Below are 22,518 nucleotides of genomic sequence, written 5' to 3' on the forward strand. Positions count from 1 at the left end.
TTTTATGGCAAGTAATCCACAACCAACGAATATGTCGACCAAGGATGCGCAAGTCGCAATCAGTCAGCTACAAGACGAGTTGACCGATTATGGAATTGCCTATTACGAGCAGGATGCGCCAAAGGTTGAAGACCACGTTTATGATGAAAAGTATGCCCGGTTGGTGGCCTTGGAACAGGCCTTTCCACAATTTGTGACACCAGACTCGCCAACGCAAAATGTTGGTGGCGCCCAGACCAAGTCCGGCTTGGAAAAGGTGCAACATCCGGTGCCAATGCTTTCTTTGGGGGATGTTTTTTCATTAGACGAACTTCAAGAGTGGGAGAATCGCACCATCAAAGCGTTGGGGCAACAGCCGGCCTATAACTTGGAATTAAAGATTGATGGCTTGGCAGTTTCTTTGAAGTACGAAAATGGTCGCTTAATGCAGGCCTCCACTCGAGGCAATGGCCTGATTGGTGAAGATGTCACGGCTAACGTCAAGACCATTGCAGATGTGCCCCAAGAATTAAAAGAGCCCTTAACAATCGAAGTTCGTGGTGAGATTTATATGCCAAAGGCTTCCTTTGCGCATTTGAATGAAGAACGGGAAAATCAGGGTCAAGAACCCTTTGCCAACCCACGTAATGCGGCGGCGGGTTCGTTACGTCAACTAGATGCACGCGAAACCAAGAAGCGCCAGTTGTCTGCCTTTATTTACTATACGGCCGAGGCCGATACGTTGGGTGTGACCAGGCAATCAGAAGTCTTGCGCCGTTTTGCCGAACTTGGTTTGCCAACCAACAAGGATAACCGCGTCATTGGCCAGATGAAAGAGATTGCGCCCTATATCGCCGAATACACCGAAAAACGTGACGGCCTGCCTTATGGAATTGATGGCGTTGTCGTCAAAGTGGATGATATCGATTCCGAAATTGACTTAGGTAACACGGTTAAGGTACCCCGATGGTCGATCGCCTATAAGTTTCCACCGGAAGAGGAGCAGACGATTGTCCGTGATATCGAATGGACGGTCGGCCGAACGGGTGCAGTGACACCAACGGCTGCCATGGACCCGGTTTTCTTGGCTGGGACAACGGTGCAGCGGGCTTCCTTGCATAATCCGGACTACCTCGAGGAAAAAGATGTTCGCGTTGGCGATACAGTGACCTTGCACAAGGCCGGTGATATTATCCCAGAAATTGGGCAGGTCATCCTAGACAAACGCCCAGCAGATACCAAAAAGTATGAAATTCCAACGACTTGTCCTTCCTGTGGCGCTGATTTGGTCCATGTTGAGGGTGAAGTGGTGTTACGTTGCATTAATCCGGCTTGTCCAGCGCAACTGCAAGAGGGGTTGACCCATTTTGCCTCGCGCAATGCGATGAATATTGATGGCCTTGGCCCACAGATTGTTAGCCAACTTTTGGACAAAAAATTGGTGACCGATGTGGCTTCGATTTATTCCTTGACGGTTGAGCAGTTACTATCTTTAGATAAGTTTCAAGAAAAATCAGCCAATAACTTGGTGGCGGCTATCCAGGCTTCCAAAGCAAATTCCGCCGATCGCTTGCTCTTTGGCTTGGGTATCCGCTTGGTTGGGGCGAAAGCGGCGAAAACTATGATGGCAAGCCTACAAGACTTACCAAGCTTGGGACAGGCCAATGCGGAACAAATAGTCGCCATCGATGGAATTGGTCAAGCGATTGCGGATTCGGTGGTGAAATACTTCGCTGAACCCCAGTCGCAAGCCCTTTTGGCCGAATTGGCCAACGCTGGTGTGAACTTGGAATACTTATCCGAAACGGGTCCAATTGATGAAAATTCATTTTTCTATGGTAAAAAGATCGTTTTGACTGGTAAACTAGAACAGAGTTCACGTAGTGAAATTGCTGCCTGGTTAGAAGCTCACGGGGCCAGCGTCACTGGATCAGTTTCGAAGAAGACTGATTTAGTGATTGCCGGTACCGATGCGGGGTCAAAACTGACCAAAGCAAACACTCTTGGGGTCACTGTCTGGAATGAACAAGAATTCTTGTCAGCCCAGCAAAATGAGGCCGGCTAAAGCTGTCGGCCGTGGTCAGAAAAACTTGCCGGTGGTTGTACTTGGCGTTTTCAGCCAAACTGTCAAAGAGGAAGAACAATGTTAAAACGGATTTCAAAGCGGGGCTATATCTTAATCGGCCTTGCGCTTCTGATTATTTTAGGAGCCTTTTTTTACTTTATTAATATCGCTTCGGTCACACCCAGTGTTTCCAAAACAAAGGGTGTTCAGTTAACCCAAAGTTCTGCGGGGGATTATCAAACGGTCATCAAGGATGGGCATTATTTGACATCAGCCGCTCGGGGTATTACTGCAACATCTTTGAACAATTCTTTGGATGTCCAAGATTTTGAAACGTCATTGTTGAATTTGTCTAAGTCGCACTTTAAGACTGGTCGCTACATCTTCCAGGAAGGTCAGTACCTTGATGCTGACACCGTTAATGGTCTCTTAGCTCGTCAAACGGATAGTAATGCAACTGGCTTGAATCCAAAGGATAATGGCAAGACGGATAGTTCGAGAAATCCGATTTACGTTCAGACGTTAACAGAACAAGATTTCATGACCAAGAGCGGCAATAACCTGCAATTAGCTGGAATGGTTGTGGGCGTGGCGATGAATAGTCAAGATGCTTACCAAAAAGAACAGTATGGTGCGACTTATTATCAAACGATTTCAGATAAGGATAGGATTGCTTACGGGCAAAAGATTGCGCCAAAGTTGATCAAGACGATTCGTGAGCAACAAGGTGTTGGCAAGAACATTCCAATTGTCTTGGCCATGTATGACACTGCTTCTCAGGATTCATTGGCTCCAGGTTCTTTCTATGCTGAAGCCACCTCAAAGTCAGGTACTGATATCGGTAGTTGGTCAGATATCAACGAAAAGTCGATCGTTTTGCCAAAAGAATCTGATGACACTTCGAGCCTTGGATCTGATGAAAATACTGGCTTTAATAACTTCAAGACTGATATTTCTAACTTCTTCCCAAACATTGCGGGGGCAACAGCTTCTGCTAAATTTACGAATAATAAGTTGTCTTCTATGAACGTAACGGTGACAACGCAATTCTATTCACCAACCGAAATTGAAGCCTTCTCCAACTATGTTGCCACCTCTGCGATGAAGTTCTTACCTTCATCAGCTCCTGTACAAATCAAGATTCAAACGGCCAATGAAATTCAGGCTTTGCTTGTTCGTAAGGCCGATGATAAGTCCTATACGATTACAAAACTTGATCAATAAGTTTGATTACAAACTAAAAACGCTTAGAATCGCTTCTAAGCGTTTTTTTTGTTTTTTTAATGGTAGTAGGACATGACGGTAACAATTAGTCCGAAAATGGCCACTAAGGGCTGAATTTGATAGGTTAATGGCCGAATAAAGGTTAAGAGATACGCAGCTATGGCGAAAACGATTGTGATCAAGGCGATTGGTGAGAAGCCTTCCAATATGAGGGCGGCGAGGATAAAAAGTGGACCGGTTATGAGTCCTAATTTTCGTCCTTTAACTGTGGGTAGGAAGAGGGGAGTGAAGTAAAAGGCCGTGGCAAAGACTAAAAGCCATGATTGCTTCAAAAAATCAGTTTCAACATAGTTGTTGGCCAGATAGTTGATGCAAATTGGCACCGAAAAGGTCAGCAAGATGCTCAAACCGGTTAAACCAAGCGGGTTCTTCAACTGAAAGGCCCGAAAGGGTAAAATCAGCAAGAAGCAAATGAAGAGCAGGAGGAGGGCTAAAACTTCAAAGCGCGACCGTAATTGTGAATTGAAAAGCACAATTAAAGAAGCAGCTAAGGAGGCCCAAACATGCCAGTCGGCCTTGGCAAACCGATTTTTAACGAGGAACCCCAACGTCATTGCAGAAAAGATTGAATAGGCAATTAAGGACCAAATTTGCCAGTTACCAGCATTTTGCCAAACTTGGTGGTAGATGAGGGGCTGTTGCCACCAGATGATGTTTAAACCGACTGCAATCGCTGGAACCGTATAGCGATGAGGGGCTGGTAGGGCAGCGACTTGGCCTTGGTTAGCTTGTTGTTTTTGTTCTTGGCGGCGTTGTGACCGGGAGAAAAAATCAGCCGTTTTTTCCTGGAGTGGTTCGTCACTTGCGCCATGCAGTGGCGTGCTGGTTTGTTGATCAGGAGTGATTGTTTCATTTTCTTTTGTCATCAGAACCTCGAAAGTCAATTGCTATTTCTTATTCTATCATGTAGAATATAAATTATAAATTACATAACTATCAAGAGCAGGGAAGTGATACAGCACGGTGAACCTGCACCAACCGGCATTTGCACGGTGGTAATTCTGTAAGATAGGCAACTTGCAAAGCGCTTTGGGTTGTCCAAGGTGCTTTTCTTTTGTCTCTATATTGTTAGTTAATTTAAAGGAGAAAAAGAAAATGACAAAATTTTTTACTGCTGAATCAGTTGCCAATGGCCATCCGGATAAGGTAGCGGACCAAATTGCTGATGCCATCTTGGATGCTGTGTTGACAGAAGATCCAAAGGCTCGGGCCGCCATTGAAGTGACCACATCAACGGGCGATGTTTCGATTTTTGGTGAGTTGTCAACGACTTCTTATGTGAACGTCCGTCAAATTGCCGTTGATACGATCAAGGCCATTGGCTACAATCAGCCGGAATTTGGTTTTTCAGCTGATTCAATCAATGTTTCGAATAAGATTGTGGAACAATCACCAGATATTGCTCAAGCTGTTGATGCGGCCGAAGATGATCCAGACCAATTAGGTGCCGGCGACCAGGGAATGGTTTTTGGCTATGCCACTAATGAAACGACTGATTACTTGCCATTAGCTTTGGACTTGTCCCATCAGTTAATGCGTAAAATTCGTCAGGTACGAAATGACCAAGAATTGGCTTACTTACGCCCAGATGCCAAGGGTGAAGTAACACTAGAATTGACGGATGATGGCCAGGTTAAGCGTATTGCGGCCGTTGTTTTGTCAACTCAGCACGATGCAGAAGTAACATTGGAACAATTACGTGCTGATATAAAAAAGTTCGTGGTTGATCTGGTCTTGCCTGCTGATTTGGTTGATGACCAAACGAAGTATTATATTAATCCATCCGGTCGCTTTGTCTTGGGTGGTCCTCAAGCCGACTCTGGTTTGACAGGCCGTAAAATTATCGTCGATACTTATGGGGGGGCAGCCCACCACGGTGGTGGTGCTTTCTCGGGAAAGGATGCCACCAAGGTTGACCGGTCGGCTGCTTACTATGCTCGCTATGTGGCCAAGAATTTGGTGGCTGCTGGCTTGGCTGACAAGATTGAGCTCCAGATAGCCTATGCAATTGGTGTTGCCAAGCCGGTTTCGTTGAATATTGAAGCATTTGGGACTGAAAAGGTCGCAGAAGACAAAATTGAAGCCATCGTTGAGAAGCTTTTTGACTTCCGTCCTTTGGCAATCATTAATAGCCTAGACCTTCGTCGGCCAATTTATAAGCAGACAGCTGCTTACGGTCACTTTGGTCGTCCTGATTTGGACTTGCCATGGGAAAAGTTGGACCAGGTTGAGAAAATCAAGGCAGAGTTGTAGGCCAAGTTTCTTTAGAAAAATCAAAATTATTTGGATTGAATTTCGATAAGATCAACCAATAAAAGAACTGAATGCAGTCGAAGGACGCATCCAGGTCTTTTAATTTGTGTTGATTAGTTTTCGGCAACTCCCATGATTGGGTAAGTCCCCGCGATTGTCATGGTGAAGGAATAGGCCCCGGATTGAAGGGGGCGGCCATCAGTTTTGACCGACTGAATATCTTTGATATGAAAATCGGCAGGAATGGTTAGGGGAATGGTTGTAAAGCCCTTTCGACTAGGATTTTCCACGCCTTTTTTACCACGTAGATAGGTCAGCATGATTTGTGGCCAAGGTAGTTGGTTAACTAGGCGGATTTCGGCTGTGTTGCCATCTTTGCTCGGAATAATTTGTAAACCGAGTGTCTTGGAATGGTTTTGATAGGTCTGACCAAAACGAAGGGTCCAAGAAAAACTGATTTTGTTTTGGTTGCGGGAAGCCTGGCCCCAAAAAGAAAATATTTGCTGAAAGGCATGTTTCCAAGCAAATTTTTGATTGAATTCAGGTAAAATGGCTGAAAAATCAGGACCAACTTGGAAGGTATCCAAGAAGTATTGCTTACCCTGCTTTGGAACAGAGCCCGTTACTAGTCCAAGAGAAACCTGCCGGATAGTTTGGGTATTTAAAGCAGTTAAAATTTGATGCACAAGATGACTGGATGAGTGGTTTTTATCCCCCCAGTTAATTAACAAAAGTGGCCAGCGCAGGGTATCATCAAAGTCTAAAATTGCGGCTAAAGTTGCATTCAAGGAAGCCGAATTACCAATGACGACGATTGGGAGGCTGGCTTCTCTTTGCATGGTCTTAGCGATTTTGCGGGCAAGGGTGTAGACCGAGATGTGCGTAGAGGCCTTTTGAAAACTTGTGACCGCTTGGGCGGCTGTTAATTGACTTTTGATTTGATCCAAGGCTCCAAGATCTTTTGGGCGAATCAAGGTTGTATCAATAATAAAGTGTGCTGATGTCATAATTTTAAGTCTTTGCTATGTCGTTAAAAAAGGCATGCCAGTGCATGCCGGATACCCAAACGGCGGGCATCATTTTACGTTTATCAGAATACGTCGATTATAGCAGAAAATCAAGGTTGGTGATGATTTTTTTCTTGACATTTGTTTTGCTGTCGGTCTTTGGTATAAGGAAATAACGAGCAAAGTAAAAAGACTAAGTTGAGTGATATGATTCCCCAAATTTAGACAGACCAATTGCGGGCATTTACTATATTCAAATGACTCAAAGCAGACCGATTAATAGTAATTATCTTTGCAAAGTTAGTATGATTGCGCCAAAGAAATCAATCAAGAAGGTAAAAGCATTCAGAACAAACAAAAGGACTGACGCCAATTCAATAACGGCCGTTAGTCCTCAAGGCCGCTCAATGAGCTGACCTAATTTTTTTGCTTTAAATCATCAGGTAGTCTTTATGGTGATTGAACTTTAATCGTTTGCTTAACCCAAGAAATGACGCAATTGGGCCATACGATTAATCAAGGCGGTAATGGCAACGGAAGCGCCTTCCTTGAATTCAACAACTTGGAGGGCAATTTCGGCGTGTTGCTGCTCAGCCATTGTTTCTGGTCCAATGTGGAGGTCAAAGGCATCCTTGAGGATGACGATGTCTTCTTCGACATCTTGCCAGGCTGGGCTTTGCGTCTTCAAAATTTGAAGGGCATCCCAATTGATATAGTGAGCTAATTCGCCAAAATCAGCGCGCATACTTGGGTAATAGCGGTTCAAGACAGCTAGCTGTTCTTCATTGAGGCTTTCATATGCCCGGCCAAAACCAATAAATTCGGGTGGTACACCGATTGAATAAAAGGCGCCGGTAAAATTAATGGCTCGGGGTAATTCGATGTTATCAACGGAACGGGAATAGCCCAAAACCCCCACGTGCTGACGACGGTCACGGCGCTTTGGGAAGGCCTTGAAGATTGGTTGGACGTCAGGAACTAATTGTTCGAGTGTTTCCTGGTAGAAGGCTGCTGATTTTTGGGCGATATCGGAAAGAACGGCTTCGTCTTCAGCGCTAATTAGCAATGGCTTTGCCTTTGGTAATTCTTCTTTCAAGTACTTGATGCCGGCCCTTGTTTCGTCGATGGAGAAGTCATAACGGAATGCTGACTGAACAGTTGCTGTTCTGACACCAGGGAATTCACGGACATAGCGTTTGACACGTTGAGGTGAAAGGCCACCACGGAAGATGGCAGACCCCGTTCCAGAAATTGGGTAGATGGCGATACCTTCCTTATCGGCAAATTGGTGCAAGCGCGCTAAGGCTAACTTATTTCCAATAATGGAAGACATAAAGCCGGCTGAAAGAGCAGAATCAGAACCGGCTAAAAAGACACGCAGGTGCTTTGGCCGGAAGCCAAAGTGTTCTTCATGTAGGTTCAAGTATTCCTTTAAAATTTCTGGTGCGTGGTATTGCGTTTCAAAGTCTTCGAAGAGTGGAATCATCTCGATGTAAGCCTTGTTGTCTTCCGTGGGTGTAAAGGTTGCATCTTTGAACTGGGCCAGCTTTTCAAACAAAAGCTGCATTTCAATGATTTGATCAGCACGTTGAGCCATTGGTAAAATGGCTTCAAACAAGGGGCGTTGGTCAAAACCAAGGTCATTGGCAAAGTCTTCGGAACTTAAAAAGGCCGTCATGGCTTGCATTAAGTTGTAGCCTTTTTCTTCCCAAATATTTGGGAAACGGAACGTCAAAAATTTGTCACGACCAAGTTGGTGTTCCTTAAAGTATTCATAGTGGGTTGAGAAAAGGCGGTCGATGACTGCCGCATCGGCGTGTTTCCCTTCCCAGTCCCACATGTATTCATCAACATCGAGGGTCTGGTAATTTTGAAAGGCTTCATCAGTTTCCCGGTAAGCACTGATGAAAGGTTGTTGTGCGGTGTCCCAGAAGGGGGCGTTGGCGTTATCAGGGTGTTGTGTTCCCATAATCGCCGGAATCTTGCGTTCTGTCATCTCTTAAAGCTCCTTTTTGGGATAGAAACGGATAATTAATCGTTAAACAAGTAAAACCCTAAACAAAATGTTAACGATACCCTTTAATAATAGCAGATTTTAGTCTGAAAAAAACGTCTAAACGATAAAATCATTTAGACGTTTTGTGTTTTAAATCATAATCAGCATTGGCAAAATCATTGGCTTACGAGCCGTTTCTTTATGCAAATACTTGGAAAGATCATCAATGATGATCTGACGAATATCGGATTCACTAGCATTCTTTGCAGACATTGCCTTACGAATCGTATTGAAAATGACATGACGACCATCATTAATGAGGTCACCAGATTCACGCATGTAAACAAAACCACGGGATAGGATATCAGGTCCGGAAAGGATTTCCTTCTTTTTTAAGTCAATCGTCGCTGTGACGATGACCAAACCATCTTGTGACAATTTTAAGCGGTCGTGTAAGACAATCGAACCAATATCACCAATTCCTGAGCCATCGATATAAGTATCTTCGGCAGGGAAGTGTCCGGCAATCCGTGGTGGATTCACACCGTCAAGAGCGAGGACATCACCGTTTTCTAGGATAAAGGTATGGTCCTTTGGAATATCCAACTCTTCGGCTAGGCCAGCATGGACTTTGAGCATCCGGTATTCACCGTGGACGGGCATAAAGTATTCAGGCTGCATTAATGATAACATCAACTTTTGTTCTTCTTGGCCACCGTGACCAGAAGTGTGGATATTGTTTAACTTACCATGAATAACGTTAGCGCCGCCTTCTTCTAGTTTATTAATTACAGCGTTAACAGAGGCCGTGTTCCCAGGAATTGGGGAAGAAGAAAAAATCACGTTATCGTTTGGCTTTAAGCGAACCTGCTTGTGCGTCCCATTAGCAATTCGTGCCAAAGCGGCCATTGATTCTCCTTGTGATCCGGTTGAGAGAATCAAAAGTTCGTCATCTGGGATATTTTTAATCTGTGACTGCTCAATCAGAGCATCGTCCGGGATGTTTAAGTATCCAAGGGCTCGCCCGTTCGTCATGGCTGATTCCATTGATCGGCCGAAGACGGCAATCTTACGACCATGAGCAATGGCTGCATCTGTTGCCATTTTGATTCGGTTCATGTTGGAAGCGAAAGTAGCAAAAATAATCCGGCCGTGCTTGAGTTGTTCAAAAAGTTTTTGAACAGTTTTTTCAACCCAGGCTTCTGATTTTGTCCACTCGGGCCGCTCAGCGTTAGTTGAATCGGACATTAGTAACAAAACACCTTCTTCACCAGTGCGAGCCATTGACCAGAGATTTGGTTTTTGCTTGGTGGTTGGTGTTAAATCAAATTTGAAATCACCGGTTTCAACAATCGTTCCAACGGGTGTTTTGACTGAAACGGCAAAAACGTCTGGGATTGAGTGAGTGGTGCGAATGAATTCAACTGACATTTGGTTAAATTCAATTACCGACCCATCCGTAATTTCATGGAGTTCAGCGCGGTTTAAGAGCTGCTTTTCTTCTAATTTGTTACGAATTAAGGCCATTGCCAGTGGGCCAGCATAAACTGGTACATTGACGGCTTGTAAAAAGTAAGCAATCGCCCCGATGTGGTCTTCGTGTCCGTGGGTAATCACCAGAGCTTTTACTTTGTCAATGTTTTCGACTAAGTACGAATAGTCTGGAATGACATAGTCAATTCCTAAAAGGGAGTCCTCCGGAAACTTAATTCCGGCATCCACGACGATAATTTCGTCCTGGTATTGGATTCCATATGTGTTTTTTCCAATTTCGCCAAGTCCGCCAAGGGCGTAAACGCCGACTTCGTTTTCCTTAATATCAACTGCTGACATTAGGCGAAGGTTGTTAACTTAAATTCCGGGTTAGCCTGTTCGTACACCAGTGCTGCATCGGATAATTCTTCAACATCTTCGATGTTAAATTCGGTATTTGCTTGCGCAGCTGCGAGCGCGGCTGGCTTTGATTCGGCCTCAATGTAAAAGGCCTCAGTGTTTTCCCGCTTTGGATTGCGGTCGAAATGACTTTGATAGTAAACTTTGTAAACCATGTTTGTTCCTCCAAGTTTAATTTTTAATTGATCACGAACGAAAACCTTAACTTTTATTTTACCACAGCTGGCAGGGGATGGGGCGGTTTCTTAAGAAGGCGTAGCCTTTGTCAAAAAAATAGTTGTTGGTACGAATTGTTTTGTCATTAATAATCAAATTTTTTTGTGTTTAATTTTTAGTAAATACCAAATCAATGTCTTTGAAAGTATTTATATATAATGGAAGCTGGTGCTGGTTTAATCTTTTGTTGACAAAGCGAGTTGATATAAAACCGTCATTTTGAAAGAAGAGTGCGTATTGACTAAAAATTTGTTATAATAAAATACAATTACTTAACGAACGAGGGATATACTCATGGCAATTGGCATGAATGATTTGAAGACAGGTTTGACGATTGAATACTCAAACTCAATCTGGCGTGTATTGGAATTCCAACACGTGAAGCCTGGAAAGGGAGCAGCCTTTGTGCGCTCTAAGTTGAAGAACTTGCGGACGGGTGCGGTTAACGAAGTAACCTTCCGTCCTGGTGATAAGTTTGAACAGGCCGAAATTACAACGCGCCCAATGTCATACTTGTACGCCGAAAACGACGGTCGTGTCTTTATGGACACTGAAACTTACGAACAAATCAACATTTCAGATGACAACTTGCAAGAAGCCTTGAAGTTCATGCTTGAAGGAATGGAAGTTAAGATTACGATGTATGGTTCAGAAGTCTTGGGGGCAGAGTTGCCATCAACTGTTACTTTGAAGGTAACGGAGACGCAACCTGGTATCAAGGGCGCAACAGCTACTGGTTCAGGCAAGCCTGCTACTGTTGAAACTGGTGCCACTATTACAGTGCCAGATTTTGTTAACGAAGGTGAAACCATCATTGTTAATACTGAAGATGGGTCCTACAAGGGTCGGGCCTAAGGTTGCTTAGGCTGCTTTCTTGATGAAGCAGTCTTTTGTATTTATTGGTACCGATTTTATCGGTTGATTGGAGGAACAATGGTCAAGCAAGCCAACTTAGCGAATAAGAACTTTTTACTGTCCGCTGAAAAAATGGACGATGGGCAAACAATGGTTGCTCGGCACGCCTTGGAATTGATTGCACAGGCAGCAACCCTTGAGGTTGATGGTGTCGCGGCCATGCAAACAAATGTCTACGACCATTTTCCAAAATCTTTAACCAATATTGCCAAAACAAAGGGTGTTTTATTGGAAAACGATGAAGATGGTTTGAATTTTGACGTCTCTGTTGTTTTGCATTACGGTGTTGTCGTACCAAAGGTGGCTTTTGCTATCCAACAATCAATCAAGAAAAACTTGGCTGATTTGACTGGCTTAACGGTTACGGAAGTGAACGTGAATATTGCCGATTTGGTCCCCGATGAGACAAACGATACCCTGGACCCAGACCATTTGTTTGATCATGACCTGGCAAAGGAGCCCAGCTAATGACTCAATTATCACGACATGAAGAACGGCAAGCGGCCGTCCAGATTCTCTTTGCTTGCGCCAACAAGACGCCAGATGAAGCTGAAATGGATTTGGTCTATGACTTAGTTGTCGGTGATCAAGATTATCATGCTTTTTTGCCCCAACTGGTTAACGGTGTTTTAGCGCGAAAAACACAATTGGATGCTGATATCGCAAAACATTTAGCCTTAGGCTGGAAGGTTGACCGAATTGCACGGGTTAACCTTGTTATTTTGCGCATCGCAGTTTATGAATTGCAGATGCCAGAACCGGCACCCTACAAGGTTGTAGTGGACGAAGCGGTTGAACTTGCCAAGGAATTTGCTAGCCAGCAAGATGCTCAGTTTGTTAACGGTGTCTTGAAGAATTATGCACCAGTCGGTGCTTAAAATGAGGACTGCTCAGTTCAAAACCTCGCTTTTTGGGGGATAAGTTGCTGAGTAGTCTTTTTTTATCAACAGGCAACTAGTTCACATATCAGCACGGGAATTAGTATTTTTTGGTAATAATGTTTGTCTATTTCCTCACGAATTCAAAAGAAAAATGCCATCCTGTGCTAGAATAGAGGAAGTAAAAAAGGAGGCCATCATGGCGATTTACCATCCAAATGAACAACCAGCACCATCATATGACAGTCATACACATTTGAATGACGATGAACTGTACTTTGATGTGCCAGCATACTTAGCGCGGGCACATGAATTCCAAGTAGTTGAAATGAATGTTGTCGGCTATAACGCAGTTGGCAATCAACGGGCTTTAGCCATTGCAGAAGAAAATGACGGCGTTTACGCTATCTTAGGCTATCAGCCTGAGGATACACCTGATTTTGATGAGGCGGCTCTTGCAACGCTTACCGAACAGTTGGACCAAGATAAGGTTGTTGCCGTAGGTGAAACTGGCTTGGATTATCACTTTGATACCGATAAAGATGTTCAAATGAAGGCCTTTTTAGCACAAATTGGTTTGGCAAAAGAAAAGGATTTACCGGTTGTTATCCATAACCGAGAAGCCTTCGATGATGTTTACCGGGTCTTAAAGGAACAGCAGGTCAAAAAAGCGATCATTCACTCCTTCTCCGGTACCAAAGAACAGGCCAAGGCGTTCGCTGATTTAGGTTATTATCTTTCCTTTTCTGGTGTAGTGACCTTCAAAAAAGCAGAAGAAGTTCGAGAAGCAGCCAAGGTTATCCCATTGGACCAAATTTTGGTGGAAACAGATGCACCATACCTGGCGCCAAGTCCAAATCGTGGTAAACGCAACGAACCTGGTTGGACTAAGTTTGTGATTGATGATTTGGCCAAAACACTTTCAATGTCAGCTGATGATCTGGCAACACGAACTAAGCAAAACGCTGAACGGGCTTTTTTGAACCATGACTGACCGACCCAAAATTAAGGCGATGGTTGTCGTGGAAGGGTGGTCGGATACAAAGCGCTTAAGCCAAGCGGTTGATTGTGACACGATCGAAACCAGGGGAGCAGCCCTGGGTGAAGAAGTTATCGTGCGCATTCAAAAGGCGGCTTCAGAGCGGGGGGCCATTGTACTAACTGATCCGGATTTTAATGGAAACCGGTTACGGCGATTAATTACTGAAGCAGTGCCGGAAGTTGCTCAAGCAACAATTAGCCAGGAGCAGGGTCGGGCACAAAAGGACAATCCCCACAAATCATTGGGGGTGGAACATGCACCGTTGAGTGTTTTGTCTGCCTGCTTAGTGGCGGCTGATCGGCAAGTTGGTCAATCTCGACCGAATTCTGACATTGATCGGGACTTTCTGGTGGATTTGGGCTTAATTGGTGGGCCAACTGCCAAGGAACAACGAATTTTACTAGGGCAAAACCTACAAATTGGTTATGCTAATGGCAAACAACTGTATCATCGCCTTTTAGCCTATGGCATTATGCAAAAGCAGGTTGTGGCAGCCTTGAAAGGAAACATTAATGGAAAAGTCAATTAAAATTGCCAATCCAATGCGGACTCAAGCAATTTTAAATCAGTATGGCCTGCGGGCTAAAAAAAAGTTTGGTCAAAATTTTTTGACTGATCAAAATATTCTAACTGGGATTGTAGCTGCAGCAGAGTTGAGTAAAGAGGACGCCGTAGTCGAGATTGGCCCTGGTATCGGTGGGTTAACCGAATATTTGGCCCTGGCCGCCGACGAGGTCCTCGCCTTTGAAATTGACCGGGACATGGTCAAGGTCTTAGGTGAAACCTTGGCACCGTATGAGAATGTCACGGTTCAAAACGATGATGTCTTAGAGGTTAACTTGAAGCAAACGTTAGCTGAACATTTTGGACTGAATCGATCGGTCAAGGTGGTTGCTAATTTGCCGTACTATATCACGACACCCATTCTTTTAGGTTTATTGCAGGCACAGATTAACTGGTCCCGACTAGTGGTAATGATGCAAAAGGAAGTGGCTGACCGCCTAACGGCTGAGCCGGGGACGAAGGAATATGGTGTTTTGTCGATTACTTTGTCTTACTACGCTAATGTTCAGACTGCCTTAACAGTGCCACGAACTGCCTTTAATCCGTCACCAAATGTGGATTCGGCTGTTGTTTCTCTAACCCCAAGAGAACCTGACCAACCAGTTGATAATCCTGATCAACTGTTCTCGCTAGTTAAGGCGACATTTGCTCATCGACGGAAGTCACTTTGGAATAACCTCCTACAACGCTTTGGCAAGGATGAAGGAATTAAGGAACGACTAACAAAAGCTCTAGACCAATCGAATATTCAACCGGGGGTTCGAGCTGAAAAACTAACCCTCAACCAATTAACGGACTTGTATTTAGCCCTGATGGAACAGGGATTCTATGCGTGATAACTGTTAACGCCAAAAACCGCAATGTTTGCTAATATTGAACTTTTGTTACTAATGTGTTATAATAGTTCTTGTTTAATGAGGAAGGCGGTCGAAAATGTCAACTTTGGAAGATATTAAGTCGCGCTTGGACGCGCACATAGGCGAAACAGTCACTGTAGTTTCTCAAGCAGGTCGTAAGAAATTTACGGAACGTTCCGGAATCTTGCGTTCTACTTTCCCATCACTGTTTGTGGTTGAACTAGATGAAGAAGCTGATTTTGAGCGTGCTTCATACAGTTACACAGACGTTTTAACGAATAACGTGGAAGTTACGTTTGCCGATTAAGGAAATACATAAAAAGCCCGTCAGGGCTTTTTTTGTTGGTTTGGTTTTAAAACGAAAGAGGAGAATGCCATGAGTGCGCAGATTGTTGTTAAAAACTTTACCGCTGCCTTTGGTGATCGTCTGATTTTAAAGGATGTTTCCTTTAAAATTGATGAACACCACTTTACTGTCATTGTTGGTGAAAATGGAACCGGCAAGACGACTTTAATTAAGTCCTTGATTCAAGAGGTCATTGGTCAAAAACATTTGGGCCATGAAAACAAGAAACAGAAGACGATGATTGATGTCAACAGCCAGACCTTGGCCTACGTACCACAGTTTCGTGATTTAGGGGATGATTACCCACTGACGATTCGGTCCTTTATCGCCTTAGGCTTAAAATCAGGGCTACGTCCCTGGCTCAATGCACATGAAAAATCAGCCATTGAACAAGCTTTGAAGCAAGTTGACTTAGCTGATTTAGCCGATTTACGGTTATCGGATGCCTCTGGTGGGCAGAAGCAACGGGCTTATATTGCTCAAGCACTAGTCCAAGAGCCTGATTTGTTGATCTTAGATGAGCCGACCGCTGCTTTGGACGCTAACCATGCCTTGGCATTGGTAAAGAGCGTCCGCGCCTTGCAGCAAAGGCGCCAAATTGGTGTTTTGTGGATTTCACACGATACCTCTTGGATCAAAGAGTATGCAGATGGTTACCTTTGGTTATATGACGGCCAAATTCAAAGTGGTCGAGCAGCTGATTTACCAGATGCGGCTGCTTCACAACACCGCCAGGAGGTAAAATATGTTTGATCAAGTTTTTATGCAAAATGCTTTTATTGCCGGCACGGTGATTTCAATTGTTGCTGGAATCGTGGGAACTTTCGTGGTGGCTCGATCATATAACTTCTTGAGCCATTCTTTAAGTGAAATTGCGTTTTCTGGTGCAGCCTTTGGTTTCTTTATTGGCTGGCCACCACTCTTGGGGATGGTCATTTTTACCATTTTGGCTGCGTTATCAATTGGGGGGCTTGAAAATGCCAAGGTCCGCCAGGATAACGTGACTTCTGCCGTTTCAGCCTTTGCCATCGCCTTAGGAATTCTTTTCTTGGCTCTTGGCCATACTGCCAATTCGGCGGCAACCGGCATTTTATTTGGTTCCGTTCTGGGGATTTCTCACACTGATTTGTTAATCTTGGCGGGGATGGCTCTGGGAGTCTTTGTCGTTATTTTCTTGTTTTACAAACCATTGCGCTTACTGGCTTTTGACGAGGCCGGACTATTACTTTCACGAGGGAAAAAGACCTGGTTGAAAATCCTTTTCTTGGTAGTGATGGCACTATCCGTAGCCATTTCTTCGCAATTAGTTGGCTCATTATTAATCTTTGTCTTGGTTACTTTGCCGGCAGCTTCAGCCCGCTATTATCAGGGTTCTGTTGGTCGTTTGATGGCTTTATCGGTTTTCTTTGCTTTGTTCGGAACTTGGATTGGATTGGCTTTGGCCTACGTAACGAACCTGCCAACCTCTGCCTTTATTGCTGGGATTGAAGTGTTGATTTATCTGCTTTCAATTTGGTTAGCTAAGGAATAAAATGATTAGGCCAACCTTTTTGTAACAAATATTAATAAAAACCGGAGTTAAAAACGAATGTTCGTTTTTAACTCCTGGTTTTATGCTATAATAGTTGCGATGGAAATTAATACTCTGAGGAGGAAAGGGCAGCCGTCTTGCCCACAAAAATACCTATGAAAACACGTCGAGCTGACCGTTTGGTCGATATGTCGCATTATTTATTGGACCACCCGCGCCAACTGATTTCACTGAACTTTTTTGCTGATCGCTATGAAGCGGCAAAATCGTCAATTTCCGAAGATTTGTCAATCATTCGCCGGACCTATCAAGCACGTGGAACAGGTGAAGTAAAAACCTATCCAGGGGCAGCCGGAGGGGTTTACTATACACCCTTAATGGCAGCTGGCGAAGCCAAAGACTTTGTGGATGGTATTTGCCAAATTGTCAATGATGAATCTCGCGTTTTGCCGGGCGGCTATGTTTACTTATCTGATTTGTTAGGACAGCCAAACGTCTTACGACAGACCGGACGATTGATTACAACTCAGTATGTTGGGGAAGAAATTGATGCAGTGATGACCGCTGCAACGAAGGGAATTCCTTTGGCTCAAGCAGTTGCTGACCAGTTAAATGTGCCTTTTGTGATTGTTCGTGATGATGCTAAGGTGACCGAAGGCTCGATGATTTCAGTTAATTACTTGACTGGGTCCTCAAAGCGCGTTGAAAAGATGGCCTTATCTAAGCGGTCTTTGAAGGCCGGCGCCCGCGTCTTGATTGTCGATGACTTTATGAAGGCTGGCGGAACCATTCAGGGAATGCAAACTTTGGTCCGCGAATTCGGTGGTACTGTTGTTGGGACAGCTGTCTTTGCTGAAGGTCGGTCAAATGTCCGTTTGTTAGAGGATTATACTTCTTTGTTGCACGTTGAAACCAACTTGGACTCTGGTCAGTCGATTAGTGTGCAGCCAGGAAACTATTTTGCAGAAATTTATCAAGGTAAGGAATAAGAAACGATGCAAGCCACAAACGTTGTCATTTTGGCGGCCGGGAACGGTTCGCGGATGAAATCAGACCTGCCAAAGGTCTTGCACCAAGTTGCCGGTCGGGCAATGGTTGATTGGGTAGTTGCTGCGGTGGCGCCATTGAAGCCAAATAAAATTTTAACGGTCACCGGCGTCGGGGCCAAGCAGGTTCAAGACCACTTAGCCGGGAAGACCGACTTCGTTGTTCAAGAACAGCAATTAGGAACCGGTCACGCTGTCTTGCAGACGAAGCAGGCATTAGCTGATAACCAGGGGGCGACACTGATTTTATCAGGGGATACGCCACTCTTTACAACGGAAACGCTGCAGGCGCTTTTGGATGAGCACGCTCGGACCAAGAATGCTGTTACGGTTTTGACGGCCTTTGCAGAAAATCCAACGGGTTATGGTCGGATTGTCCGCGGTGAGGACGAAATGGTCTTAAAGATTGTTGAGGAAAAGGATGCGTCCGTCACGGAACGCCGTATCCAAGAAATCAATACAGGTGTTTACATTTTCGATAATCAGCTTTTGTTTCAAGCTCTTTCTCAGGTTGGTAATGATAATGTTCAAGCCGAATATTACCTGCCTGATACGCTCGACATTTTGCGGGAAATGGGGCAACAGATTGGGGCCTACCAGACGATGGACTTTTCCGAATCGATGGGGGTCAACGATCGCGTTGCCTTGGCTGCAGCCAATAAGATTATGCGAATGAGGATTAATCAGGGACACATGCAAAATGGTGTTGAATTAATTGATCCTGATAATACCTATATCGATGCAGGTGTTCAAATTGGCCAAGACACGGTGATTGAAGGCAACGTGACCTTGAAGGGAAAGACGGTGATTGGTCAAGAAAACGTTTTGACAGCCGGCACCCGAATTGAGGATTCAACAATTGGGGATGAAAACATTATTACTTCCTCGCAACTTGAAGAAGCACTAGTGGGAAACAAGACAACAATTGGTCCTTATGCGCATCTGCGGCCATTGGCTGATATCAAGGATCAAGCACATTTGGGGAACTTTGTTGAAGTCAAGAAGGCAACAGTGGGTCTTGGAGCTAAAGTTGGTCATCTTTCTTATGTTGGTAATGCTCAATTAGGAGCAGATGTGAACGTTGGGGCCGGAACGATCTTCGTCAATTACGACGGCGTGAATAAATTTGATACGATAGTCGGTGACCGTGCCTTTATCGGATCAAATACGAAGATTATCGCCCCTGTGACTTTAGCTGATGAAAGCATCACGGCAGCGGGTTCAACAATAACAGATGATGTTAACTTTCATCAAATGGGTATCGCGCGTAGTCGACAAGCAAATAAAGATGATTTTTGGGACAGAATGCCCCATAAAAAAGGATAGGGAAACCTATTCTTTTTTATTTGGAATAAAAAGACATTCCTTGCCTATATAATTGAATTTGTTTATAATTAAAACGTTGTTATTTAAACTATACCAATATGAAAGTCGAAGAAGGAGTAGAAAATGCAGAAGAAAACAATTGGTTGGTTATTGGCCCTGGGACTAGTCTTTATCTTGGGTGTGGTACTGGTTTTGGGAATGGGAAAAAAGGATAAGCGCCATACCCAAAAGATGACCATGTCTAGTAGTCAGATGCAGATGTCCTCATCATCAGCAATGGCCATGTCGTCTTCGATGTCTGGCATGGACATGGATGAAAGTTTACCAACTGATTTACCAAATGCTAATCAACCGAAGTACTCGGTTGGCTCAAAGATTACTTTAGAGGCTGACCATATGACGGGAATGAAGGGCGCTAAGGGAACTGTCGTGGCCGCCTATGCTGTCAAACTCTATGAGGTTGATTACCAGCCAACTAATGGAGACAAAAAGGTCAGCGGTCACAAGTGGTTAACCAAGGAAGACTTTTCTGACATGATGGATCACCAAGTAGGTGATATGGTCACGTTAACAAGTACTCATATGGCCGAAATGAAGGGGGCTAAAGCAACCATCACAAAGGTGGTTAATGGTCCTGCTTATGTAGTTAGCTATCAGCCAACCAATGGTGGTAAGATGGTCATGAATCATAAGTACTTGGTTGAAAGCGAAATCAAGTCTCGATAATCGAGTGAAATGAAAGGATGGAACGCAATGGATTTTTCAGTACTATACATTGGCAGCGGACAGGCAAGCTGGAACGGCGCGGTCCCACTGGCTAAGTCTGGCGCTAAGGTGGCCGTGATTGAAGAAAGCCAATACGGGGGTGTGTGTTCGAATAAGGGTTGCAATGCCAAGATTATCTTGGATAAGCCTTTGGAATTAATTAATCGAGTCAAAGACCTTCAGGGTCGGGGCATTGATGGTGTCCCAACTGTTAACTGGGAAGATTTGATGGCCCACAAGCACGAATTGATTGTGCCACAGAATGCCCACGGCAAGGAACGGTTGGATAACGTTGGCATCACGACAATCACCGGCCATGCCGAGTTTGTTGATTCACATACGGTTGCTGTTGATGGCACAACCTACACGGCCGATAAGATTGTCATTGCTACTGGGTTACGTCCCCACGTCTTGGATGTCCCAGGCCATGAACTTTTTGAAAATTCGACTGACTTTCTTTCCTTGCCACATATGCCCAAGCATGTAACTATTTTGGGTGGTGGCTTCGTGGCCATTGAATTTGCGACGATTGCTAACGCTGTGGGGGCTCAGGTTGATGTGATTACCCGGTCAAACCGTTTATTGCGTCAGTTCCCGGCCAAGTATGTGGCCGAAGTCCAGGCTGATTTGAAGGCCCGTGGTGTTCGCTTTATTCCCGATATGAACATCAAGAGCGCTGAAAAGAGTGCGGCTGGTCAAATTACCTTGACCGGCGACCATGAGTTCCAATTGACAACTGACTATGTCTTGGATGCAACCGGCCGCGTGCCAAACCATGATCAGTTGAACTTGGAGGCAATCGGGGTCGAAGCCAACCAGCGTGGGATTGTGGTGAATGAATACTTGCAAACGTCGGTTGAAAATATTTATGCAGCCGGTGATGCTGTTGACAAGCAGATACCAAAGTTAACGCCAACCGCAGCTTTTGAATCCCGATATTTGACTGCTCGTTTTAAGGGGGACAACGACGGACCAATTGCTTATCCAGCAATTTCAGAAGTTGTCTTCACCTCACCAAGAATTGCCCAGGTTGGGGTTCACCTTGACCAGGCCTTGGCAGAACCTGATCGTTATGAAGTTGTGGAAGCCTCTTATGATGGTGACTGGTATCGTCAGGTAGAAAATGAGCAGGGGGCGAAGCTTTCACTGATTTTTGATCAGAATAGCAAGGCTTTGGTTGGCGCAGCGGAAAAGTCGAATAACGCTGACAATACCATTAATACGATTGTGCCTTACATTCAAATGAAGATGACTAAGGAACAGTTAAACGACTTAGTGTATGTTTTCCCATCAATCGAGTACACTTTGCAACGGCGCTTGCCACTCGTCTGATTTTGATAAAAGTGTTTAATGAGTATAGCGGATTATGCTATACTTTTTTTATTAGAAATAAGGGGAGTGACAGACTATGTCAATCAATGGCCAAGCCATTATCGATCAAATTGAAGAGCAAAATTATGTTCAAGAAACCTTAGCAGTAAAGGATGGCCAGAGCATTGATTTAGATGCCCTTTTTTCAGCTTTTTTGCCTCTAGCCCAAAAAGAAAATTTGGCGATGGCAAAGGCAGATATTGACGGTGGCATTGAAGAGGGGGGCACAACTTTTTCTTTGGAAGTTAACGTGATTAACTTGCCATTGCGTTATGCCAACCAGGAGAAGAAATTGGTTTATACCGATCAGGACTACGACCTGCAGGTTTATACAATCGTTGATAGCCCAAACGTCTCCAAGTCACGGTTAAAGATTGCTAAATTGTCTTCATTAGCAGCCCTGCTAGATGACAGTGATGGCGTCTTTGCCAAGGCAGCTGCCTGGTTCGATGACCAGCTGCAGGTTATCATGGAAAATCAACAACAAGCCGAGCAGGAGGATGTTGAAGAACCTACTAAAGCAGACGAAGCTGATGCAAAGGGTGCTAGTAAAAAATAAATAAAAACAGCTTATAACACCTGCTTTCTAGCGAAGTACAGATGTTACAAGCTGTTTTTTTACTCCAATCTGATTTTAGCAGACAAGTGGTAGGAAGCATGGTGCTTTTCTACGGTGGCCTTTAGAATCTTTGGATTGGCTGTATGGGCTTGGGAAATTAGTTCACCGAGATCGTAAGCCTCAATGACTTCCTTGACCAGGTCCTTTGGACTTTGGTCCATGTCGGGGACGGCTAAGTCTTCCCAGTCACGGTCTTTTGCCGGGCCCATTTGGACCAGTTCTTTTGTTTTAATCTGTTCAATGATAATCATGTGCCTATTATACGGTTTGCCACTTTGCCTGTAAAGCACTGGTTTGGTTGGGGATGCTTGCTTTTTGACGAGGACTCTGGCATAATGAAAGTATGCGATGAGTCGAATGCGTTTTTAGAACGCACACGCGGCCTACTGTATTAAATTACCAGCCACGGATTTGGCGTAGGTGATAATGGTATTGTGGAATGCCATTATCTCACCATGACTAACAGTCTTTGACTGTGGTGACGTAGACTTACTTGAACTTTGTTCAAGTCGCCCGTCAGAGCGAATCTGGCATGCCAAACTAAGCAGCTAACTTCGGTTAGCTG

General features: G+C 44.5%; 23 protein-coding genes and 1 riboswitch. Of the genes, 17 read left to right on the forward strand and 6 right to left on the reverse strand.

Annotated features, from left to right (window positions below):
• Window positions 1–4: 4 nt before the first annotated feature.
• Together ligA and M3M36_RS05905 are read left to right on the forward strand one after the other, a co-directional pair.
• Complete coding sequence (gene ligA / locus M3M36_RS05900; protein WP_252773655.1) at window positions 5–2,044, forward strand: NAD-dependent DNA ligase LigA; 2,040 nt, start codon at window positions 5–7, stop codon at window positions 2,042–2,044.
• Between the two features lie 78 nt (window positions 2,045–2,122).
• A complete protein-coding gene (locus M3M36_RS05905; protein WP_252773656.1) occupies window positions 2,123–3,268 on the forward strand; it encodes a CamS family sex pheromone protein in 1,146 nt (381 codons plus the stop codon).
• A 56-nt stretch (window positions 3,269–3,324) separates the two neighbouring features.
• Here the strand turns inward: M3M36_RS05905 and M3M36_RS05910 are convergent, their stop codons facing one another.
• Entirely contained in the window at window positions 3,325–4,194 is an 870-nt protein-coding gene (locus M3M36_RS05910; protein WP_252773657.1) for a hypothetical protein, read from the reverse strand.
• A gap of 64 nt (window positions 4,195–4,258) precedes the next feature.
• Window positions 4,259–4,343, forward strand: a riboswitch (SAM riboswitch).
• An 80-nt stretch (window positions 4,344–4,423) separates the two neighbouring features.
• Here M3M36_RS05910 and metK point away from each other — a divergent pair.
• The gene (metK, locus tag M3M36_RS05915; RefSeq protein ID WP_252773658.1) at window positions 4,424–5,581 is read left to right on the forward strand and encodes a methionine adenosyltransferase; all 1,158 of its coding nucleotides are present in this window, start codon (window positions 4,424–4,426) and stop codon (window positions 5,579–5,581) included.
• 113 nt (window positions 5,582–5,694) lie between these two features.
• Here the strand turns inward: metK and M3M36_RS05920 are convergent, their stop codons facing one another.
• The 4 genes from M3M36_RS05920 to M3M36_RS05935 all read right to left on the reverse strand — a co-directional run bounded on the left by M3M36_RS05920 (window position 5,695) and on the right by M3M36_RS05935 (window position 10,632).
• Window positions 5,695–6,588, reverse strand: coding sequence for a hypothetical protein (locus M3M36_RS05920; RefSeq protein ID WP_252773659.1), 894 nt, complete (start codon window positions 6,586–6,588; stop codon window positions 5,695–5,697).
• 478 nt (window positions 6,589–7,066) lie between these two features.
• A complete protein-coding gene (ppcA, locus tag M3M36_RS05925) occupies window positions 7,067–8,584 on the reverse strand; it encodes a phosphoenolpyruvate carboxylase (protein ID WP_252773660.1) in 1,518 nt (505 codons plus the stop codon).
• Window positions 8,585–8,734: 150 nt separating this feature from the next.
• Window positions 8,735–10,417: a ribonuclease J1 gene (gene rnjA, locus M3M36_RS05930; protein ID WP_252773661.1), complete on the reverse strand. Its 1,683-nt coding sequence runs from the start codon at window positions 10,415–10,417 to the stop codon at window positions 8,735–8,737.
• Window positions 10,417–10,632 carry an RNA polymerase epsilon subunit gene (locus M3M36_RS05935; RefSeq protein ID WP_252773662.1) on the reverse strand — a complete coding sequence of 72 codons (216 nt, stop codon included), beginning with the start codon at window positions 10,630–10,632 and terminating at the stop codon, window positions 10,417–10,419. The genes rnjA and M3M36_RS05935 overlap by 1 nt, the downstream gene beginning before the upstream one ends.
• Window positions 10,633–10,987: 355 nt before the next feature.
• Here M3M36_RS05935 and efp point away from each other — a divergent pair, with 355 nt between their 5' ends.
• From efp to M3M36_RS06005, 14 genes are all read left to right on the forward strand, one after another.
• Window positions 10,988–11,548, forward strand: coding sequence for an elongation factor P (gene efp, locus M3M36_RS05940; protein WP_047975283.1), 561 nt, complete (start codon window positions 10,988–10,990; stop codon window positions 11,546–11,548).
• A gap of 78 nt (window positions 11,549–11,626) precedes the next feature.
• On the forward strand, window positions 11,627–12,076 hold the full coding sequence (locus tag M3M36_RS05945) for an Asp23/Gls24 family envelope stress response protein (RefSeq protein WP_252773663.1): 450 nt from the start codon (window positions 11,627–11,629) through the stop codon (window positions 12,074–12,076).
• Window positions 12,076–12,486 (forward strand): transcription antitermination factor NusB, encoded by a 411-nt coding sequence (nusB, locus tag M3M36_RS05950; RefSeq protein WP_252773664.1) that lies wholly within the window; start codon window positions 12,076–12,078, stop codon window positions 12,484–12,486. The genes M3M36_RS05945 and nusB overlap by 1 nt, the downstream gene beginning before the upstream one ends.
• Before the next feature lie 199 nt (window positions 12,487–12,685).
• Window positions 12,686–13,480: a TatD family hydrolase gene (locus tag M3M36_RS05955; RefSeq protein WP_252773665.1), complete on the forward strand. Its 795-nt coding sequence runs from the start codon at window positions 12,686–12,688 to the stop codon at window positions 13,478–13,480.
• Complete coding sequence (rnmV, locus tag M3M36_RS05960) at window positions 13,473–14,057, forward strand: ribonuclease M5 (protein ID WP_252773666.1); 585 nt, start codon at window positions 13,473–13,475, stop codon at window positions 14,055–14,057. The genes M3M36_RS05955 and rnmV overlap by 8 nt, the downstream gene beginning before the upstream one ends.
• A complete protein-coding gene (gene rsmA / locus M3M36_RS05965) occupies window positions 14,041–14,928 on the forward strand; it encodes a 16S rRNA (adenine(1518)-N(6)/adenine(1519)-N(6))-dimethyltransferase RsmA (protein ID WP_252773667.1) in 888 nt (295 codons plus the stop codon). The genes rnmV and rsmA overlap by 17 nt, the downstream gene beginning before the upstream one ends.
• A 97-nt stretch (window positions 14,929–15,025) precedes the next feature.
• The gene (locus tag M3M36_RS05970) at window positions 15,026–15,256 is read left to right on the forward strand and encodes a Veg family protein (protein WP_252773668.1); all 231 of its coding nucleotides are present in this window, start codon (window positions 15,026–15,028) and stop codon (window positions 15,254–15,256) included.
• Window positions 15,257–15,325: 69 nt separating this feature from the next.
• The gene (locus M3M36_RS05975) at window positions 15,326–16,048 is read left to right on the forward strand and encodes a metal ABC transporter ATP-binding protein (RefSeq protein WP_252773669.1); all 723 of its coding nucleotides are present in this window, start codon (window positions 15,326–15,328) and stop codon (window positions 16,046–16,048) included.
• A complete protein-coding gene (locus tag M3M36_RS05980; RefSeq protein WP_252773670.1) occupies window positions 16,041–16,826 on the forward strand; it encodes a metal ABC transporter permease in 786 nt (261 codons plus the stop codon). Before M3M36_RS05975 ends, M3M36_RS05980 begins: the two co-directional genes overlap by 8 nt.
• 155 nt (window positions 16,827–16,981) lie before the next feature.
• Window positions 16,982–17,815: a pur operon repressor gene (gene purR, locus M3M36_RS05985; protein WP_252773671.1), complete on the forward strand. Its 834-nt coding sequence runs from the start codon at window positions 16,982–16,984 to the stop codon at window positions 17,813–17,815.
• Window positions 17,816–17,821: 6 nt separating this feature from the next.
• Entirely contained in the window at window positions 17,822–19,198 is a 1,377-nt protein-coding gene (gene glmU, locus M3M36_RS05990; RefSeq protein ID WP_252773672.1) for a bifunctional UDP-N-acetylglucosamine diphosphorylase/glucosamine-1-phosphate N-acetyltransferase GlmU, read from the forward strand.
• A 123-nt stretch (window positions 19,199–19,321) separates the two neighbouring features.
• Window positions 19,322–19,924, forward strand: a complete 603-nt coding sequence (locus M3M36_RS05995) for a YdhK family protein (RefSeq protein ID WP_252773673.1) — start codon at window positions 19,322–19,324, stop codon at window positions 19,922–19,924.
• 27 nt (window positions 19,925–19,951) lie between these two features.
• The gene (locus M3M36_RS06000) at window positions 19,952–21,295 is read left to right on the forward strand and encodes a dihydrolipoyl dehydrogenase family protein (protein ID WP_252773674.1); all 1,344 of its coding nucleotides are present in this window, start codon (window positions 19,952–19,954) and stop codon (window positions 21,293–21,295) included.
• Between the two features lie 76 nt (window positions 21,296–21,371).
• The gene (locus tag M3M36_RS06005) at window positions 21,372–21,893 is read left to right on the forward strand and encodes a hypothetical protein (RefSeq protein WP_252773675.1); all 522 of its coding nucleotides are present in this window, start codon (window positions 21,372–21,374) and stop codon (window positions 21,891–21,893) included.
• A 59-nt stretch (window positions 21,894–21,952) separates the two neighbouring features.
• Here the strand turns inward: M3M36_RS06005 and M3M36_RS06010 are convergent, their stop codons facing one another.
• Window positions 21,953–22,204 (reverse strand): hypothetical protein, encoded by a 252-nt coding sequence (locus tag M3M36_RS06010; RefSeq protein ID WP_252773676.1) that lies wholly within the window; start codon window positions 22,202–22,204, stop codon window positions 21,953–21,955.
• Window positions 22,205–22,518 lie beyond the last annotated feature (314 nt).

It is taken from the genome of Fructobacillus americanaquae (genome assembly GCF_024029775.1).
In the GTDB taxonomy this organism is placed as follows: domain Bacteria; phylum Bacillota; class Bacilli; order Lactobacillales; family Lactobacillaceae; genus Fructobacillus; species Fructobacillus americanaquae.

Excerpts from the sequence above, each read along its gene's own strand:
- ligA (WP_252773655.1), top strand. The coding sequence starts at position 5 with ATGGCAAGTAATCCACAACCAACGAATATGTCGACCAAGGATGCGCAA.
- M3M36_RS05905 (WP_252773656.1), top strand. The coding sequence starts at position 2,123 with ATGTTAAAACGGATTTCAAAGCGGGGCTATATCTTAATCGGCCTTGCG.
- M3M36_RS05910 (WP_252773657.1), bottom strand. The coding sequence starts at position 4,194 with ATGACAAAAGAAAATGAAACAATCACTCCTGATCAACAAACCAGCACG.
- metK (WP_252773658.1), top strand. The coding sequence starts at position 4,424 with ATGACAAAATTTTTTACTGCTGAATCAGTTGCCAATGGCCATCCGGAT.
- M3M36_RS05920 (WP_252773659.1), bottom strand. The coding sequence starts at position 6,588 with ATGACATCAGCACACTTTATTATTGATACAACCTTGATTCGCCCAAAA.
- ppcA (WP_252773660.1), bottom strand. The coding sequence starts at position 8,584 with ATGACAGAACGCAAGATTCCGGCGATTATGGGAACACAACACCCTGAT.
- rnjA (WP_252773661.1), bottom strand. The coding sequence starts at position 10,417 with ATGTCAGCAGTTGATATTAAGGAAAACGAAGTCGGCGTTTACGCCCTT.
- M3M36_RS05935 (WP_252773662.1), bottom strand. The coding sequence starts at position 10,632 with ATGGTTTACAAAGTTTACTATCAAAGTCATTTCGACCGCAATCCAAAG.
- efp (WP_047975283.1), top strand. The coding sequence starts at position 10,988 with ATGGCAATTGGCATGAATGATTTGAAGACAGGTTTGACGATTGAATAC.
- M3M36_RS05945 (WP_252773663.1), top strand. The coding sequence starts at position 11,627 with ATGGTCAAGCAAGCCAACTTAGCGAATAAGAACTTTTTACTGTCCGCT.
- nusB (WP_252773664.1), top strand. The coding sequence starts at position 12,076 with ATGACTCAATTATCACGACATGAAGAACGGCAAGCGGCCGTCCAGATT.
- M3M36_RS05955 (WP_252773665.1), top strand. The coding sequence starts at position 12,686 with ATGGCGATTTACCATCCAAATGAACAACCAGCACCATCATATGACAGT.
- rnmV (WP_252773666.1), top strand. The coding sequence starts at position 13,473 with ATGACTGACCGACCCAAAATTAAGGCGATGGTTGTCGTGGAAGGGTGG.
- rsmA (WP_252773667.1), top strand. The coding sequence starts at position 14,041 with ATGGAAAAGTCAATTAAAATTGCCAATCCAATGCGGACTCAAGCAATT.
- M3M36_RS05970 (WP_252773668.1), top strand. The coding sequence starts at position 15,026 with ATGTCAACTTTGGAAGATATTAAGTCGCGCTTGGACGCGCACATAGGC.
- M3M36_RS05975 (WP_252773669.1), top strand. The coding sequence starts at position 15,326 with ATGAGTGCGCAGATTGTTGTTAAAAACTTTACCGCTGCCTTTGGTGAT.
- M3M36_RS05980 (WP_252773670.1), top strand. The coding sequence starts at position 16,041 with ATGTTTGATCAAGTTTTTATGCAAAATGCTTTTATTGCCGGCACGGTG.
- purR (WP_252773671.1), top strand. The coding sequence starts at position 16,982 with ATGAAAACACGTCGAGCTGACCGTTTGGTCGATATGTCGCATTATTTA.
- glmU (WP_252773672.1), top strand. The coding sequence starts at position 17,822 with ATGCAAGCCACAAACGTTGTCATTTTGGCGGCCGGGAACGGTTCGCGG.
- M3M36_RS05995 (WP_252773673.1), top strand. The coding sequence starts at position 19,322 with ATGCAGAAGAAAACAATTGGTTGGTTATTGGCCCTGGGACTAGTCTTT.
- M3M36_RS06000 (WP_252773674.1), top strand. The coding sequence starts at position 19,952 with ATGGATTTTTCAGTACTATACATTGGCAGCGGACAGGCAAGCTGGAAC.
- M3M36_RS06005 (WP_252773675.1), top strand. The coding sequence starts at position 21,372 with ATGTCAATCAATGGCCAAGCCATTATCGATCAAATTGAAGAGCAAAAT.
- M3M36_RS06010 (WP_252773676.1), bottom strand. The coding sequence starts at position 22,204 with ATGATTATCATTGAACAGATTAAAACAAAAGAACTGGTCCAAATGGGC.